The organism is Aquirhabdus parva, assembly GCF_003351745.1.
GTDB lineage: Bacteria > Pseudomonadota > Gammaproteobacteria > Pseudomonadales > Moraxellaceae > Aquirhabdus > Aquirhabdus parva.
In genome coordinates, this window is record NZ_CP031222.1 from 2,989,541 (window position 1) to 3,003,821 (window position 14,281).

The window sequence follows — 14,281 nt, forward strand, 5'->3', positions numbered from 1 at the left end:
GTAAGGGATGTAAAACGGGGGACTTAATCGTCGGCTAAGCGTTTGAGCAGTGCGATACCTTGTGCCAGTTGCGTTTGTTCTTTGGCGGTCAATTTGGCTTGGATCGCGTGTAACAACCAGTCATCGCGCACCGCACGGTTCTCTGCGACCAAAATACGACAAGCATCGGTCAGAGTCAGAATGGTTTGCCGACCATCCCTAGGATGTGGGGTTCCGACAATTAAACCCGCAGAAACCAGTGCAGCCACAGTTGCACCCATGGATTGCGAACGAACCCCTTCAGCACGGGCAAGCTCAGTGACGGTGGCTGGGCCGTCACGTTCCAAACGACCTAATACGGTAACCTCAGACCACGTCAGATTTCCGATATGGACTTGCTCACGTAATAGCCGTCTAAGTTTGCCAATCGTAATGCGTAACTCACTCGCCATCTCTAAGGCACGCTCGGTATCCAAATCATCAGGTTGCTTGCTCATCGGTGTCGCCTTGTCTTTGTATTACGGAACAGCAAATAGGAAGATTAACTACCAAGTTAAACTTCCTATTTATCGTATATAAAATAAACCGATCTCGTCAAGCCAGATTTCAAAGGACTGTGTAACGATGAGTAAAGGGCTGTGCATGTCGAGGTTTAGAGCGTTCAATTGGGTGATAGGCACTCTGAGCATTAACTGGCATGATAGACGCACCATCTCACAGAGATTCAGACTCGTGTCCCGCGCCCAACGCCTACTTGATTTGATCCAGATTCTGCGTGGTCATCGCTTTCCGGTGACAGGCGCGCATTTGGCCAATCAACTGGATATCAGTCTGCGTACACTGTATCGGGATATCGCCACCTTGCAAGAACAAGGCGCGCACATAGACGGTGAGCCGGGCATCGGCTACCGACTGCGTCCGGGTTTTATGCTCCCACCGCTGATGTTTTCGGAAGATGAGATTGAGGCACTGGTACTGGGTGTCAGTTGGGTGACCAAGCGCAGTGATGAACGCTTAAGTGCGGCAGCGAGAATTGCACTGAGTAAAATATCGGCGGTACTCCCCAGTGATCTGCGCAACACGCTGGATGCCGCGCCCCTGCTTGCGGGTCCAAGTCAGACGCCGCAAACCAGTCACCTTGAACTGTATCCTGTTCGTCAGGCCATTCGCTTTGAATGCAAAGTCACGATGACCTATCAGGATCAAAACGGTCAGCAGTCAGTACGTACGGTCTGGCCTTTTGTATTGGGTTTTTTTGATCATGTCCATATCCTCGCCGCGTGGTGCGAGCTGCGCGAAGGCTTCCGTCACTTCCGTATTGACCGCATCTCAAGTCTGGAAATTACTGATCAGCGCTATCCACGCCGCCGACAGGCTTTGCTTAAAGAATGGCGCAAGCTCAATGGCATTAAAGATTCACTGCTGACAGAATCTGACAGTAGGTCAGCTTAGCATCGATGTTGAGATCAAGAGATGACAATCATCTCCTCTCTACCACTGATGCAAGTTCTGATATGGAGTCTTTAAAAATGACCAGCCCTAATTTCGTGATTTTGTACGTCGAAGCACCCGAAACCAGTGCCGCATTCTATGCAGATTTATTTGATTTAAAGCCTGTAGAGCTGTCCCCCGGGTTTGCCCTATTTATCCTGCCATCAGGTCTGAAGTTTGGCCTGTGGGCAAAGCATGATGTGCAACCAGCAATCACCAACTTTGGTACGGGTGGTGAACTGATCATCCCCGAGACCGATCATGCTGCGGTCGATGCAACATATGCGTCTTGGCGTCAACGCGGTCTTGAGATTGCCCAAGTGCCCACCGAGATGGATTTTGGCTATACCTTTGTGGCGGTTGATCCAGATGGTCATCGCCTACGCGTATTTGCGCCGAATGCATCATGAACCACTGGATCGCGGTAGCATCGGCTGAGCACGTCCGACGTGGGCGTGCTGGGGGCTTTATGCAAGTCTGTCATGGCAAGGCGGCGCCACTACGCCGCATCAAGCCTGATGATCGGGTGATCTATTACTCACCTTCAGAAGTCTTTGGCAGTAAAGATCGCTTCCAGACCTTTACTGCGATCGGGATGGTTACAGACGAGAAGCCTTATGCTTTTGATATGGGTGGGGGCTTCGTACCGTATCGACGCAATGTGCTGTGGTTGCCTGCAACAGAAGCGCCCATTCATCCCTTGCTGGATGTGCTGGACTTCTCTATGGGCGAGCGCAATTGGGGCTATCAATTCCGCTTTGGGATTCTGGCGATCAGTCAGCACGATGCGAATGTAATTGCGGAGGCGATGGAGGTAAAACTAACTGTTGAATAGAAAAAAGTATGATGTAAATTTTGATTATCTAGCATTTATTTATGCTGTTTTATTAAACATAATGAGTAAGAGCAACTTTACTTATTTCTGAGAGCTGTACAATGGTACAAGCAACAATATCAATGTGGAAAACTCAACCACTCCCCGAAGAGCGGACGGAATTAAATTTTTCAGCGTCTTATAGCAATGACGAAATTGAAAAAATGATACTTGGCGTAATTCCAAAGGAAATGGAAGATAAATGGTTTATCTATTTTCAAGACAACACTCTTTTCTTTCATCGAAGCTGGACTGGATTTTGTATCTTTACTTTAAAATTCATGTTCGACTCTATGGGTGCCCATGTCGTAGAGTCATGGGTTAATCGTAATACAAGTCAATATAACTCAACCTCAATTGAAGATGATCAACATAATCTTCAATTGATCATTGATCAATTCTTACTGCATATTCAACCAAAATCTGGGTGGCGACTTTGACGTCCACCCACTCCATTAAACATTGAATAATGACTGCCTTAATCTGAAACAACTTAACAATCCTAGCACTAAGACTTTAGAGCTGTTAATCGTGAAATTATTGCAGAAATATTCTCCACAATAACTTCACGCCTTAGACCACTTAATTCGCCAGTATCAACAAGCCATTCACGATGGCTTGTGATGCATCGGGTCGCACGTTATGCAGCCATGGTTTATCCAATAGCACGCCACTACAGCCCCCTTTATCCAGCGCCAGACTCGCCTTCATATCAATCGCCTCCACACGACGGTCAAAACAACTCCCTAGGCTATCGCTAGTCACATAGTGCTGGGTGCTGTGGCGTGTTGAAACCACAGGTGTGCCTGCACTACTGGTTTGGCTACTAATGGCATTATCCAGTTGACGGCGATAATCCACCTTGCCTGCATTGCTGAGAATGTGGGTGTATTGATCAGCAAAGTCGATGCCGATAGCCGTTTTGGAACCATCAGCCGCATAGCTAAAGTGCAAGGGGAAATGACTGCTGCGCTGCAAGGAAAACGTTTTGCGCCCAGCGGTGACGGTTGAGGTGGTATCCACATCATTACTCTGCACAAAGTCCTGCGTGGTCGCGGTGAACTTCTGGGTATTGCTAAAATCCACGGTCTGCTTCACATCCAACTGCTCATAGCCTTTGGAGCTATTAATAAAGCCAGAGATCACAAAGTCTTTATGACTGGTCGTCAACAATTGACCATTGGCATTGTTTGCCGAATCAAACGTGAGTTGTGAGTCGATCTTGGGCGCAAGTGAAGTGTCTAGCGTATTGTTGATGACTCCCCCAGTCACTTGTGAGAGGACTGGGTCGCGGAAAATCAGTAATGTGGCGGTCGCAAAGAAATATGAGCTGACATTCGCCACACGGATTGAGACTTTATGCGGTTTGCCATCACTCAAAATCCCCGCAAAAGGGGATAGATCTACACGATAAGGCTTCATGTTCAATGTCTGCACGCCCGGTGTTGGCCGCCATAATGCAGGGCTAATACCACCGGTAAAAATCCACGGAAAGACGGGGGCAACGCCAGCAGGTTGATCATCAATACTGACTTCGGTCTCACGAAATGGCGTATGACCACAGGTGTAAAGAGGCGTCGCCAAATCATCTGGCGCACAGGTATACCAAAACTCATCATCCGACTGCCCTTGAGCCAAGACATCCAAGTAAGCCCTGACGATGTTTGTCGGCAAGGTCAACGTTTGACTCAAACTGTCCTGTTTGGCATCCACATGTTGACCACCTGTTGATGACAGCGCATAAATTGCATCAGCTGTAGGCGGTACAACCGTTGTAGGGCTGGTAGGATAAAAGACTAATTTGGCACTGCCCGTGATCACTCCGGTATAAGTTTGATCGACCAGATTGGCCAACTCCACCCGACCCTGCTGACTTTGGGTAAACAGTGACGAGTAGTCCGTGACATCCCGCTCGACATGCCAACTGGGTGCAACAGTTGCCGACGGCTCTTGAGTAGTACCGGTATAAAGATTGACTCCACCTAAATCGATATAGGCAGACCGATCAAACTGGCGGCCTTGGGTCACCGAGAAGTCTGCTTCCAAAACCACTTTCGCCCATGGCCCTTGGCAACTGGGTGGCGCATAGTTGATGGCCTTAGGATCAAAATTGGCAAAAGTCATGTTTTTGAACAAATCAACGCTGCATGGCGTGGTGCTTGGGCGTGTCACAGTTGGATCAGCAACTAGCACATTTCCACTACCAACCACCACACCTGCCACGGCACGGTCTGACGCATAGGACAGATCATTACTGCCACTTCCTCCACCACAAGCTGACAGTAGACCCATGACGACAATGGGAATGAGCTTGTAATAAGAATACATAGTGTGTCGATTGCGCATTGATTTTTCCTCTTTATAAATAGACCAACCGGTCAACAATACCTCTCTATCTGGCAATTTATATGCCAGAGTGAATTTGATTACGGAGATAAAATCTGCATTAGTTATATGAAAATACGAATGTATTGATGAATCAGGAGGCTGTCATTGGAAGGCCACAGAGCTCCGCCTGTTCCGCGTGTAAAGATGCAGACACTGAAAATGCTTAAGTCCTGATCTGGCAAATGCTCCGAATACGACCTAAGGCTTATTTTTTATGAATTAATTGCATTTCCCCTCTTGCGATTAAGCGTGAATATCACGAAAATCATTTTTTTATTTTTACGTGATCGTCACACTATTCACAGCGCATGAAAGATATTTACGATACCAAGACTTTAGAGCTGCTCGAACCGATTCCCAAGAAGCGCGGACGCCCTGCGACTGGTCTTGCGATGACGCCTGCCGAGCGCAAAAGAAAGTCGGTTGAGAACTATCGGTTAATGGTGGCTGAGAAGTGCGCTGAAGACTACACCAAGAAAGATTGTCTGTTTGTGATTGAGAACAAATACTTCGATAACATCCCTGCTGCGCGCCGTGCCGCGTGGCTCAGGCTTGGCTATCTGCTCGGTATTGAATCGCAGTCGGTGCAGTTGCGGTTTGAGATTTAAAAACACTGTCAGCTATTATCAAACGCGAATCACGCATAAAGAAAAAATCCCCACCTCCATTTACCGCATTGCCTAGCCAAACACTAGGCTTGCATCGCAGTGACGCAAATGTTACATTTTGCAAATAATAGTCATTACCGTTATCAATACCAAAAAGTAATGATTCGCAACCGAACTTAATTTTCGCAATTTGCCTAATACTATTGGATATTCTATGAACAAAGTGACGCCTCTCTGTCGCATTGCGTGTGCTGTGATTTGTGTACTTAGCGGGACTGCTGCTTATGCTGAGGAAAGTCAGTTTGGCTATGTATATACCACCGACCTCCTGCCAGCTGGTGCAAAAGAAATAGAACAACACGCCACATGGCGCCATCAAAAAGACGGTGGCAAGTTTGATCTTGTTGAGGGTCGCACCGAATTCGAGTATGGGGTTAGTGATCGTTTACAAATGTCTGCTTATCTCAATTATGCGTGGACACGTGCGAGTCATGATGTCGGTGGGGAAACGGTACCCCCTGAGACCTTCGCTGAAGTTCAGGTTGATCCAAACTCTAATTGGCATGACAAGAAATTTGTTGGTGTATCAGTCGAAGGGATCTATCGCCTCATGAGCCCGTACACTGATCCTTTCGGTTTAGCGATTTACTTCGAGCCGACCATTGGCAATGGCCTGCGTGAAATGGAAACCCGCATCATCGCCCAGAAAAATTTCTTTGATGATCGCCTCATCTTGGCAGCCAACATTACTGCCGAACAAGAAGGTCGTTTCTTGCCTGCCGACCCCGCAGCAGATCCAGACAGTGTGGAAGCACGTGGACATTGGGATCATGAGACCGATATGAATGTTGGTGTGGCGGGCTCCTATCGCTTTGCGCCTAACTGGTCTGCTGGCATGGAATTTCAACAAGAGCGTGAATACTCAAGCTTTAGTGTGCAAAATAAATTCCGCACCAATCTTGCTAACTATCTTGGACCAACCATCCATTATGGCGGAAAGCACTTCTTTGCCACGATGACGTTCCTAGAGCAATTGGGAGGTGCCGTAGACTATGGCAATCCTGATCATGACTTCATTGCGCATGGCAGAACCTTTGCTGATGACTTTGAAAAATACCGTGTGCGTGTCAAACTGGGCTATAGTTTTTAGGAGTTTTGCATGAGCAGTAGCCAATGGACATTGATCCCTTTACTCCCTCTCGCAGCTATTTCAGTCTCTGCTTATGCAACTGAATATTTCACCACTGAACAAGTGCAGCAGGCGATTTTCCCCGGCGCAAAGTTTACGCCAGACACGGTGACACTCACTGATGATCAGGTGAAACAGATTGAAAAGATGACGGACGTCAATGTCCGCCATAAAGAGATCAAGGCTTGGAAAGTGGTGGGCGGAGGTTGGCTGATTGTTGATGAAGTAGTCGGTAAGCACGAATTTATTACCTATGCCGTAGGTTTAAACGCCAACGGCAGCGTAAAACAAATCGAGATTATGAACTACCTAGAATCCTACGGTTATGGGGTTCGAGAGCCCGCATGGCGTAAGCAATTTGTGAGCAAGACTTCGGCTGACCCGCTAAAACTTGAGCATGATATCGCCAATATTAGCGGTGCAACCCTATCGTGTAAGCATGTTACCGACGGGGTCAAACGCGTGTTGGCCACTTATGCTATCGCCCTTAAGTAACAGCCTGCAACGTGCCCGCCCACTTCTGGGCACGTTTGTTGAAATCAAAATCACGGGAGATCAGTCGCTGTCATCTGATGCTATGGCAGCGGCCTTCTCTACAATTGAACATGTCCAGAATATCATGAGCTTTCATGATCCGGGCAGTGATGTCGGCAGAATTAATGCGGCAAATGCGGGCATCCTCGTCACTGTTGCTCCTGAGACCTATGACGTTCTGCAATTTGCGAATCAACTCAGTACCCTGTCTGGAGGGGCCTTTGATATTACCGTTGCCGATGTTTTAGTGCGCAGTGGTTTCCTACCTGAACATTCTGACGCGAGCCCCCCCCCCTTTCGCGGCTCATACCAAGACCTCGTTTTACGTGAGAACCATAGCGTATGCTGGTTGCGCAAGGGATGGATTGATTTAGGCGGTATCGCGAAAGGCTATGCCATAGATGCCGCCATCACCTCCCTAAAGCAATGGGGCATCAAGGATGCGGTGGTCAATGCCGGTGGTGATTTACGCTGTATAGGTTCATCTCAGCGGATTCATGTGCGTCATCCCGAGGACGATATGACATTAATCGCTTTGGGATCGTTGACGGATGCGGCCATCGCGACCTCTGCAGGATACTTTTCATCGCAGATTGAAGATCAACGCGAGATCAATCCGATTGTTGATCCCCATACACGCCGTTGTGCCGCATGGAACCAGAGTATCAGTGTCATTGCATCCAACTGCATGACGGCTGATGCACTCACCAAAGTCGTTCGACTCCTGCCAGAAGGCTGCCATGAACTACTCAGGCACTTCAATGCACAAGCTATCTCGATCACTCCGCAAGGCATGATGACCTGTGGCACAACCCGTTTAAACGAGGACATTCATGAGTATTAAACATCAGCGTTTGCAGATCCGTTTGAGTAAGCAGCATGAACGATGGGTCTATGTTTTTGGCGGTCTGTTATTAATTTCAGGTTTAGGTTGGTTATTTTTTCACTTTTTTCTGGCAATCCCTAATGAATTTGGTGATGCGCATCACCCCTCAGAAGCCTGGTGGTTACGACTGCACGGCGCTGCAGCAATGGGCTTTCTGATTGTTTTCGGTTCACTCTTTCCGGGGCATATTGCAAGAGCTTGGCGGTTGCGCAAAAACCGAGCCAGTGGACTGTCGATGCTCATCTTGCTCGGCGTGCTGATCCTGAGCGGATATGGGCTGTATTACATGGGTGACGAACAGACTCGACCTTGGATCAGTTTAATTCATTGGATCATTGGACTCGGCGCAGCAAGCGCATTGCCTTTACATATTTGGCTGGGAAAGAGGCATCATGTTAAATTTGTAGAATAACTTTCTTTATCTATCTGCGCCATTCCGCTCAGGGTGTCATGCGACATGGTCACCGCGGAGAGGTTTATAACTCATTTCAATTGCATGTCACATGACAATACTCACCATATAATCAAAATTTTACATGGAATAAAAATTTAAATAAAAGATAACCTCAAAGTGTTGTTACGGGTATTTAAATAATTTTATTTTTATAAGATTAGCGGAAAATTTAATTTCGCCAGTCTGTGCCATTCTATGAACTTAAGTTATGATGTAACTATCACTACATACCAGTAGAAACAACTACATCATTATGACATTTATTCTACTCATCCTGACTCTGCCTACGCAAAATGCAACAGCGCGGATGCGCGCTTGGCGCACGCTTAAGGCATCGGGTGCCGCAGTCTTGCGTGATGGTGTGTATATCCTGCCGGATCTGGATGCTTGTCGCGCAACCTTGCAGACCGTTGCGGTTGATGTGAATGCGCATGCAGGCAGTGCTTATGTACTGGATGCGAATTCCCCTCAAGATGCTCACTTTGAATCGCTATTTGATCGCAGTACTGACTATGCCGCACTGCTCAATGAGATCGTCAAACTGCAGGAGCAACTGATCCTCGATCAACTTTCAGAAACGATCAAACAAACGCGCAAACTGCGTAAACAGTTGAGCGCTTTGATTGAGATCGACTTCTTCCCTACCCAGTCACAACCGCAAGTTACCGCAGCTTTACAAGAACTAGAACTACGCATCGCCCGCGCACAATCTCCAGATGAACCGCAGGCCGTCGATCAAGCTATTCCAAGACGTGTGGTTGCGGATTATCAAGGCAAGGTCTGGGCGACGCGGCAACATCCTTGGGTGGACCGCTTGGCGTGTGCGTGGCTCATCAAGCGTTATATTGACCCCAAAGCCCATATTCTGTGGCTCGGCACGCCGCTCGACTGCCCCGCTGATGCACTGGGTTTTGATTTTGACGGCGCGACATTTAGTCATGTGGGCAACGCAGTGTCTTTTGAAGTCTTACTCACCAGCTTCGAACTGATGGAATCGGGTTTACAGCGCCTTGCAGCATTGGTGCATTACTTGGATGTCGGCGGTGTACAGCCTGCTGAAGCCATAGGTATTGAAAGTGTTCTGACCGGACTCCGGCAAACTATTCACAATGATGATCAACTTTTAGCAGCCGCCCTGCATGTTTTTGATGGGTTGTTGGCTGCATTTGAAAACGGGGAAAGCACACCATGAACCATTCAGAATTACCTTTAACTAACCCACTTGACCTCCCACCACCCCCTGTCAGCTTCTGGGCTGCCTTCGCCTTTTGGCTCAAACTGGGCTTTATCAGCTTTGGTGGTCCTGCGGGTCAAATCTCGCTCATGCATCAGGAGTTGGTGGAGAATCGGCGCTGGATTTCGGAGCGGCGCTTTCTGCATGCCTTGAATTTTTGCATGCTTTTGCCTGGACCTGAAGCGCAGCAACTAGCGACTTATATCGGTTGGCTTATGCATCGCTCAATTGGCGGCATTACTGCAGGTGTGCTGTTTGTGCTGCCCTCCTTATTGATCTTGATCGGACTGTCGTGGGTCTACATCTCCTTTGGCGATGTGCCGATCATTGCGGGGCTGTTCTATGGCATCAAGCCTGCGGTGACGGCAATTGTACTGCATGCCGCGCATCGCATCGGTTCGCGGGCGCTCAAGAACGGCATCTTGTGGGCGATAGCCGCTGCATCATTTGTCGCAATTTTTGCCTTAAATGCTCCCTTTCCCCTGATCGTTGCAGTGGCGGCGTTGATCGGTTATCTGGGCGGACGCTTTTTACCAGAGAAGTTCTCGCTGGGCGGTGGGCATGGGTCAGCGGATAAATCCTTTGGCGCAGCCCTTATTGACGACCACACCCCTACACCTGAGCATGCACGTTTTAAATGGGCAGGGCTGATTCGGGTAGCGATCATTGGAGCTTTGCTGTGGAGCATTCCAATGGGCCTAATGACTGCGACCTACGGCTGGCATCATCCCCTGACTCAGATGGGCTGGTTTTTTACCAAAGCTTCGTTGCTGACCTTTGGCGGTGCCTATGCAGTCCTGCCTTATGTCTATCAAGGTGCAGTCGGACACTATGGCTGGCTGACACCGACACAGATGATCGATGGCTTGGCACTCGGTGAAACGACGCCGGGCCCGCTGATCATGGTGGTCGCGTTTGTCGGTTTTGTCGGTGGTTATGTCAAAGCGGTGTTTGGACCGGATAGCCTGTTTCTGGCTGGTGCTGCTGCAGCAACCCTAGTCACATGGTTTACTTTTTTGCCTTCCTTCTTATTCATTCTGGCGGGCGGTCCGCTGATCGAAACCACGCACAACGACCTGAAATTCACCGCGCCACTCACGGCAATTACGGCGGCGGTGGTTGGGGTGATTATCAATCTGGCTTTGTTCTTTGGCTATCACGTCCTCTGGCCACATGGATTCTCTGGCAGCTTTGATGCAGTATCAGCCTTGATTACCGTTGCCGCAGCCATTGCACTATTTCGCTATAAGCGAAATGTGATCCATGTGATCGTGGCGTGTGCGGTTGTCGGTTTAGTTGTGAAGACCGTGTTGATTTAAAACGTACTCATTTCGAGAAAAAGTGAGACTTAATTCACATAAAATACATATTAGAAATAAATAGATAGGAAAAGTGAGAACTGGTTGCTTTAATTTTACAAAAGTGCTATTTTTTGATCATTGGCACGATAATTAGTGCCTGAAATTTTCAGCTCATTTCTCTAAAGGATCTGAGCTTTTTTATACAGCGCGCAGCATCTTTTATGGCGTGATTTTTTTGCATACTTTTTGCACATTAGGGGGAGCCTGAGGTTTTTTAGAAACTTTAGGTAATACGTTAGATTTAGCTAAAGCACCTTTAACATGAACGTTAATATCGAACACAAACATATCGCTATGGTTGATCAAAACCAAAAAACGATCCAGATCAAACTTGAACGCTTTTTATTCTTAAAACCCACTGCCGCTGGTAACGATGAAGTTGCCTTGCATGGCAGTTGGCTCGCCTTTAATGAATACGGCACACGGCTCTTACAAGAAGGTCGTGATTATGTGACTGCTGATCGCCAGCGCCGCTATACACCCAGTTCATCTTTTGAATAATGGACAAGGAAGCACTCTATGCAAAGCAAAGGGGGCTTCGTATATTTATTCCTTTAATCCGATCAATTCAAGCCACGACCGTCGCCAATAAAAACCCATCGTAACCCTTACTGCCTACAGTCTGTATGGCTGTTGCTGACAGTCTTGGGTGGCTGGCGACAAAGGCTACCGCCGCGCGGGCACCTTGAATCTTTTCATCGGTAGTATGGGCATCCACCACTTCACCGTCTCTGACCACGTTATCCACCACGATGATGGTGCCGACACGTGCAAGCTTAAGGGACCAGTCTAGATAGTATGGATTGCTGGGTTTATCAGCGTCAATAAAGATAAAATCAAATGGAGCTAGCCCTTCCTGTGCAATTTGCGCCAACGAATCGACCGCAAGGCCCACGCGGATATCGACCCGTTCAGACAATCCCGCCCGTGCGATATTAGCCTTGGCGACTGCGGCATGTTCAGGGCTATATTCCAGCGTAATCAGACGTCCGTCTTCAGGCAGTGCTCTGGCCAGCCAAATGGTGCTGTAGCCGCCTAGCGTCCCCACTTCCAGAATACGGCGGGCACCCTGAATCTGCGCCAGCAGATGTAGAAACTTACCCAAATTGGGTGCAACGTTGATTTGAGGCAATCCGGCCTGATCACTATCGCGCAGTGCTTCGGACAAAACAGTATCTTGTGGGATCAGACTGTCGCATAGATAGGCATCTACGGCTGACCATTTTTCTTGGCTCATGGGGCAATCCTCGCACTAAAATTATTGTTCTCAGTTTCACATTCACTGCGTTCATATCATGACATTGTGCCGACATAAAACAGGTGTGATTGACGTTAAAACTAGCACAATTTTTTTCTCTGCCGTTATATGAAATGTAGATTTATGCCCCGCCTTCTTGTCATGACGGGCAACATTCAGTACCATGAAGCCTCCTGTCATTGGGGAGTAGCTAACCTTTTCTGTGCATCGTTTATGTACATTGTCGAAAAGGGGCTCATGTCAACATTCTTGGGGTTTAAGCATCCCATGGCGTGAGCAGCAACCGGAGCGATTTGCAGAGATTGTGATCCTTCGGCTTGATCAGCGAGACCTTTGGCCATCAACATGTCACCCAAGCCGGGCGAACCATGTTGCTGCGCCAATGGTTCACTGTTCGTCCGGCTATGCAACCCACTTATGTTTATCACCTTCTTGTTGTTCTTCATCTCTGCCGCGACGATTTATTTCGCCTGCGAATTCTTTGTCAATGGTGTTGAATGGCTAGGCCGCAGGCTTAACCTCAGCGCAACTGCAACCGGCACAGTGCTTGCCGCATTCGGAACTGCGCTTCCCGAGAGTGCGGTCACCTTTATTGCCGTGGTATTTGGCAACTCTCCCGAGCAAAGAGACATCGGCGTTGGCGCGGCCATGGGTGGTCCGCTGGTATTGGCAACGATTGCCTATGCCGTGGTTGGACTGGCTCTGCTTATGAATCGCCGAAAAAAAAGCCTTGCTGAGCGCTATACCATTACCGTCGATCAGAAGCGCTTGAGTCGTGATCAGGCTTGGTTTCTGGCGATCTTTGTCGTGAAGGCAGGGCTCGGCTTAGTGATCTTTAGCTTTAAGCCGTGGCTAGGGGTAGTGTTTCTGGCAGCCTATGCCGCTTACGTATGGCGTGAACTACGCGATGACGGTGATGATGAGGAAGAGGAACTTGAACCCCTTAAAATTCGCCCGCATGACGCAAACCCGACGATGGCTTGGGTTGCGCTGCAAACGGTTGCGGCACTGACGGTGGTAGCGATTGCGGCACATACCTTTGTTGCACAGATTGAGCTGATAGGCGTGGCATTTGGTATGGCACCGCATATGGCCGCTTTACTCTTAAGCCCGATTGCTACCGAGTTGCCGGAGATCATGAATGCCTTGATCTGGGTCAAGCAAGGCAAAGAACGTTTGGCGCTTGCCAATATCTCAGGGGCGATGATGATTCAAGCCACCATCCCCAGTGCCTTGGGAATCTTCTTTACCCCATGGCTGTTTGATGGTCCGCTGATCAGTGCAGCAGTGATCACGATGCTTGCGGTCGTTGCACTCTTTGCACTCTTCCGTCGCGGGGTGATGGATAGCCGAATTCTGGTCTCGGTGGGTCTCTTGTATGGGGTCTTTGTGGGTTATGTGATTTGGTATTTTAATTAATATGCCCCATCACTATCGCGCTTATCGTCTTAAACGATAAGCTCATGCATGTCATCAGATACAAATGATTGGAATGGTATAGACTTAAAGAACCAACCCTACGTTAGCTTAAGGCAATCTATGAAAATTACTAAAATGTTTTTGGTATTGGCGATCAGTACTTGGATGGTCGGCTGTGCCGCTTATACACCATTTGGTGATGTTGTGATTCCAGGCGGTGTTGTCGTAGATAGAGATCATGACGGCGGTGGTCGTGATGGTGGCGGTAGAGGCTTCTGTCCACCAGGGCAAGCCAAAAAAGGCAACTGCTGATTCCTACAAAAAACCGCTCATGTTGAGCGGTTTTTTAATCCCATTATTTGTGCCCATGTCCATGACTATGGACATCCGAGCCGTGATCGCCATGCGCTTTTTCATGGACATAACCAGTACCATGATGACTGCCATGATACGCATAGTGATGGTGGTAATGATGTCCTGCTGCAAAAGCAGGTACTGAGACCGCTGTGAGTAAAACCGCGCATAAATACTTCATGATATAGCCCCTCATGTTAAAGATAATGCTAAATTCTGACCAACCCTCTTATTTCATTCTCGGTGATCCAT

Annotated in this window: 18 protein-coding genes and 1 riboswitch; of the genes, 14 read left to right on the forward strand and 4 right to left on the reverse strand. The window is 48.3% G+C overall.

Features of this window, described 5'->3' with window-relative positions; translation table 11 throughout:
• Positions 1 to 23: 23 nt before the first annotated feature.
• On the reverse strand, positions 24 to 476 hold the full coding sequence (locus tag HYN46_RS13420; RefSeq protein WP_114899853.1) for a MarR family winged helix-turn-helix transcriptional regulator: 453 nt from the start codon (positions 474 to 476) through the stop codon (positions 24 to 26).
• Positions 477 to 711: 235 nt separating this feature from the next.
• Between HYN46_RS13420 and HYN46_RS13425 the strand changes: the two genes are divergently transcribed.
• From HYN46_RS13425 to HYN46_RS13440, 4 genes are all read left to right on the forward strand, one after another.
• Complete coding sequence (locus tag HYN46_RS13425) at positions 712 to 1,431, forward strand: helix-turn-helix transcriptional regulator (protein WP_114899854.1); 720 nt, start codon at positions 712 to 714, stop codon at positions 1,429 to 1,431.
• A 77-nt stretch (positions 1,432 to 1,508) separates the two neighbouring features.
• Entirely contained in the window at positions 1,509 to 1,880 is a 372-nt protein-coding gene (locus tag HYN46_RS13430) for a VOC family protein (RefSeq protein WP_114899855.1), read from the forward strand.
• Positions 1,877 to 2,305 (forward strand): EVE domain-containing protein, encoded by a 429-nt coding sequence (locus tag HYN46_RS13435; protein ID WP_210009187.1) that lies wholly within the window; start codon positions 1,877 to 1,879, stop codon positions 2,303 to 2,305. Before HYN46_RS13430 ends, HYN46_RS13435 begins: the two co-directional genes overlap by 4 nt.
• A gap of 101 nt (positions 2,306 to 2,406) precedes the next feature.
• Positions 2,407 to 2,784 carry a hypothetical protein gene (locus HYN46_RS13440; RefSeq protein WP_210009189.1) on the forward strand — a complete coding sequence of 126 codons (378 nt, stop codon included), beginning with the start codon at positions 2,407 to 2,409 and terminating at the stop codon, positions 2,782 to 2,784.
• Between the two features lie 142 nt (positions 2,785 to 2,926).
• On the opposite strand, the gene HYN46_RS13445 is transcribed toward HYN46_RS13440, so the two are convergent.
• Positions 2,927 to 4,690: a peptide-N4-asparagine amidase gene (locus HYN46_RS13445; protein ID WP_114899857.1), complete on the reverse strand. Its 1,764-nt coding sequence runs from the start codon at positions 4,688 to 4,690 to the stop codon at positions 2,927 to 2,929.
• A gap of 350 nt (positions 4,691 to 5,040) precedes the next feature.
• On the opposite strand from HYN46_RS13445, the gene HYN46_RS13450 reads away from it, so the two are divergent.
• The 8 genes from HYN46_RS13450 to HYN46_RS13485 all read left to right on the forward strand — a co-directional run bounded on the left by HYN46_RS13450 (position 5,041) and on the right by HYN46_RS13485 (position 11,499).
• On the forward strand, positions 5,041 to 5,340 hold the full coding sequence (locus HYN46_RS13450; protein ID WP_114899858.1) for a hypothetical protein: 300 nt from the start codon (positions 5,041 to 5,043) through the stop codon (positions 5,338 to 5,340).
• Positions 5,341 to 5,554: 214 nt separating this feature from the next.
• Complete coding sequence (locus HYN46_RS13455; RefSeq protein ID WP_114899859.1) at positions 5,555 to 6,490, forward strand: DUF6662 family protein; 936 nt, start codon at positions 5,555 to 5,557, stop codon at positions 6,488 to 6,490.
• A gap of 9 nt (positions 6,491 to 6,499) precedes the next feature.
• Positions 6,500 to 7,024: an FMN-binding protein gene (locus HYN46_RS13460; protein ID WP_114899860.1), complete on the forward strand. Its 525-nt coding sequence runs from the start codon at positions 6,500 to 6,502 to the stop codon at positions 7,022 to 7,024.
• Positions 7,005 to 7,907: an FAD:protein FMN transferase gene (locus tag HYN46_RS13465; RefSeq protein ID WP_114899861.1), complete on the forward strand. Its 903-nt coding sequence runs from the start codon at positions 7,005 to 7,007 to the stop codon at positions 7,905 to 7,907. The genes HYN46_RS13460 and HYN46_RS13465 overlap by 20 nt, the downstream gene beginning before the upstream one ends.
• Positions 7,897 to 8,361, forward strand: coding sequence for a hypothetical protein (locus HYN46_RS13470; protein ID WP_114899862.1), 465 nt, complete (start codon positions 7,897 to 7,899; stop codon positions 8,359 to 8,361). The genes HYN46_RS13465 and HYN46_RS13470 overlap by 11 nt, the downstream gene beginning before the upstream one ends.
• A 295-nt stretch (positions 8,362 to 8,656) precedes the next feature.
• Complete coding sequence (locus tag HYN46_RS13475) at positions 8,657 to 9,595, forward strand: chromate resistance protein ChrB domain-containing protein (RefSeq protein ID WP_228254812.1); 939 nt, start codon at positions 8,657 to 8,659, stop codon at positions 9,593 to 9,595.
• Positions 9,592 to 10,956, forward strand: a complete 1,365-nt coding sequence (gene chrA, locus HYN46_RS13480; protein ID WP_114899864.1) for a chromate efflux transporter — start codon at positions 9,592 to 9,594, stop codon at positions 10,954 to 10,956. The genes HYN46_RS13475 and chrA overlap by 4 nt, the downstream gene beginning before the upstream one ends.
• Positions 10,957 to 11,259: 303 nt before the next feature.
• Complete coding sequence (locus HYN46_RS13485) at positions 11,260 to 11,499, forward strand: hypothetical protein (RefSeq protein ID WP_114899865.1); 240 nt, start codon at positions 11,260 to 11,262, stop codon at positions 11,497 to 11,499.
• Between the two features lie 67 nt (positions 11,500 to 11,566).
• Here HYN46_RS13485 and HYN46_RS13490 read toward each other — a convergent pair whose 3' ends face one another.
• Positions 11,567 to 12,235 (reverse strand): O-methyltransferase, encoded by a 669-nt coding sequence (locus tag HYN46_RS13490; RefSeq protein ID WP_114899866.1) that lies wholly within the window; start codon positions 12,233 to 12,235, stop codon positions 11,567 to 11,569.
• A 190-nt stretch (positions 12,236 to 12,425) separates the two neighbouring features.
• A riboswitch (yybP-ykoY riboswitch) is annotated at positions 12,426 to 12,579 on the forward strand.
• Between the two features lie 94 nt (positions 12,580 to 12,673).
• Here HYN46_RS13490 and HYN46_RS13495 point away from each other — a divergent pair.
• Together HYN46_RS13495 and HYN46_RS17305 are read left to right on the forward strand one after the other, a co-directional pair.
• Entirely contained in the window at positions 12,674 to 13,675 is a 1,002-nt protein-coding gene (locus HYN46_RS13495; protein WP_114899867.1) for a sodium:calcium antiporter, read from the forward strand.
• A gap of 120 nt (positions 13,676 to 13,795) precedes the next feature.
• Positions 13,796 to 13,987, forward strand: coding sequence for a hypothetical protein (locus tag HYN46_RS17305; RefSeq protein WP_162818028.1), 192 nt, complete (start codon positions 13,796 to 13,798; stop codon positions 13,985 to 13,987).
• 43 nt (positions 13,988 to 14,030) lie between these two features.
• Here HYN46_RS17305 and HYN46_RS13500 read toward each other — a convergent pair whose 3' ends face one another.
• Positions 14,031 to 14,210: a hypothetical protein gene (locus tag HYN46_RS13500; RefSeq protein ID WP_228254813.1), complete on the reverse strand. Its 180-nt coding sequence runs from the start codon at positions 14,208 to 14,210 to the stop codon at positions 14,031 to 14,033.
• Positions 14,211 to 14,281 lie beyond the last annotated feature (71 nt).

What these genes read in the sequence shown, in the direction of transcription:
- HYN46_RS13485 (WP_114899865.1), top strand. Translation starts at nt 11,260, where the DNA reads ATGAACGTTAATATCGAACACAAACATATCGCTATGGTTGATCAAAAC.
- HYN46_RS13450 (WP_114899858.1), top strand. Translation starts at nt 5,041, where the DNA reads ATGAAAGATATTTACGATACCAAGACTTTAGAGCTGCTCGAACCGATT.
- HYN46_RS13440 (WP_210009189.1), top strand. Translation starts at nt 2,407, where the DNA reads ATGGTACAAGCAACAATATCAATGTGGAAAACTCAACCACTCCCCGAA.
- HYN46_RS13420 (WP_114899853.1), bottom strand. Translation starts at nt 476, where the DNA reads ATGAGCAAGCAACCTGATGATTTGGATACCGAGCGTGCCTTAGAGATG.
- HYN46_RS13475 (WP_228254812.1), top strand. Translation starts at nt 8,657, where the DNA reads ATGACATTTATTCTACTCATCCTGACTCTGCCTACGCAAAATGCAACA.
- HYN46_RS13445 (WP_114899857.1), bottom strand. Translation starts at nt 4,690, where the DNA reads ATGCGCAATCGACACACTATGTATTCTTATTACAAGCTCATTCCCATT.
- HYN46_RS13455 (WP_114899859.1), top strand. Translation starts at nt 5,555, where the DNA reads ATGAACAAAGTGACGCCTCTCTGTCGCATTGCGTGTGCTGTGATTTGT.
- HYN46_RS13470 (WP_114899862.1), top strand. Translation starts at nt 7,897, where the DNA reads ATGAGTATTAAACATCAGCGTTTGCAGATCCGTTTGAGTAAGCAGCAT.
- HYN46_RS13495 (WP_114899867.1), top strand. Translation starts at nt 12,674, where the DNA reads ATGTTTATCACCTTCTTGTTGTTCTTCATCTCTGCCGCGACGATTTAT.
- HYN46_RS13460 (WP_114899860.1), top strand. Translation starts at nt 6,500, where the DNA reads ATGAGCAGTAGCCAATGGACATTGATCCCTTTACTCCCTCTCGCAGCT.
- HYN46_RS13430 (WP_114899855.1), top strand. Translation starts at nt 1,509, where the DNA reads ATGACCAGCCCTAATTTCGTGATTTTGTACGTCGAAGCACCCGAAACC.
- chrA (WP_114899864.1), top strand. Translation starts at nt 9,592, where the DNA reads ATGAACCATTCAGAATTACCTTTAACTAACCCACTTGACCTCCCACCA.
- HYN46_RS13490 (WP_114899866.1), bottom strand. Translation starts at nt 12,235, where the DNA reads ATGAGCCAAGAAAAATGGTCAGCCGTAGATGCCTATCTATGCGACAGT.
- HYN46_RS17305 (WP_162818028.1), top strand. Translation starts at nt 13,796, where the DNA reads ATGAAAATTACTAAAATGTTTTTGGTATTGGCGATCAGTACTTGGATG.
- HYN46_RS13465 (WP_114899861.1), top strand. Translation starts at nt 7,005, where the DNA reads ATGCTATCGCCCTTAAGTAACAGCCTGCAACGTGCCCGCCCACTTCTG.
- HYN46_RS13435 (WP_210009187.1), top strand. Translation starts at nt 1,877, where the DNA reads ATGAACCACTGGATCGCGGTAGCATCGGCTGAGCACGTCCGACGTGGG.
- HYN46_RS13500 (WP_228254813.1), bottom strand. Translation starts at nt 14,210, where the DNA reads ATGAAGTATTTATGCGCGGTTTTACTCACAGCGGTCTCAGTACCTGCT.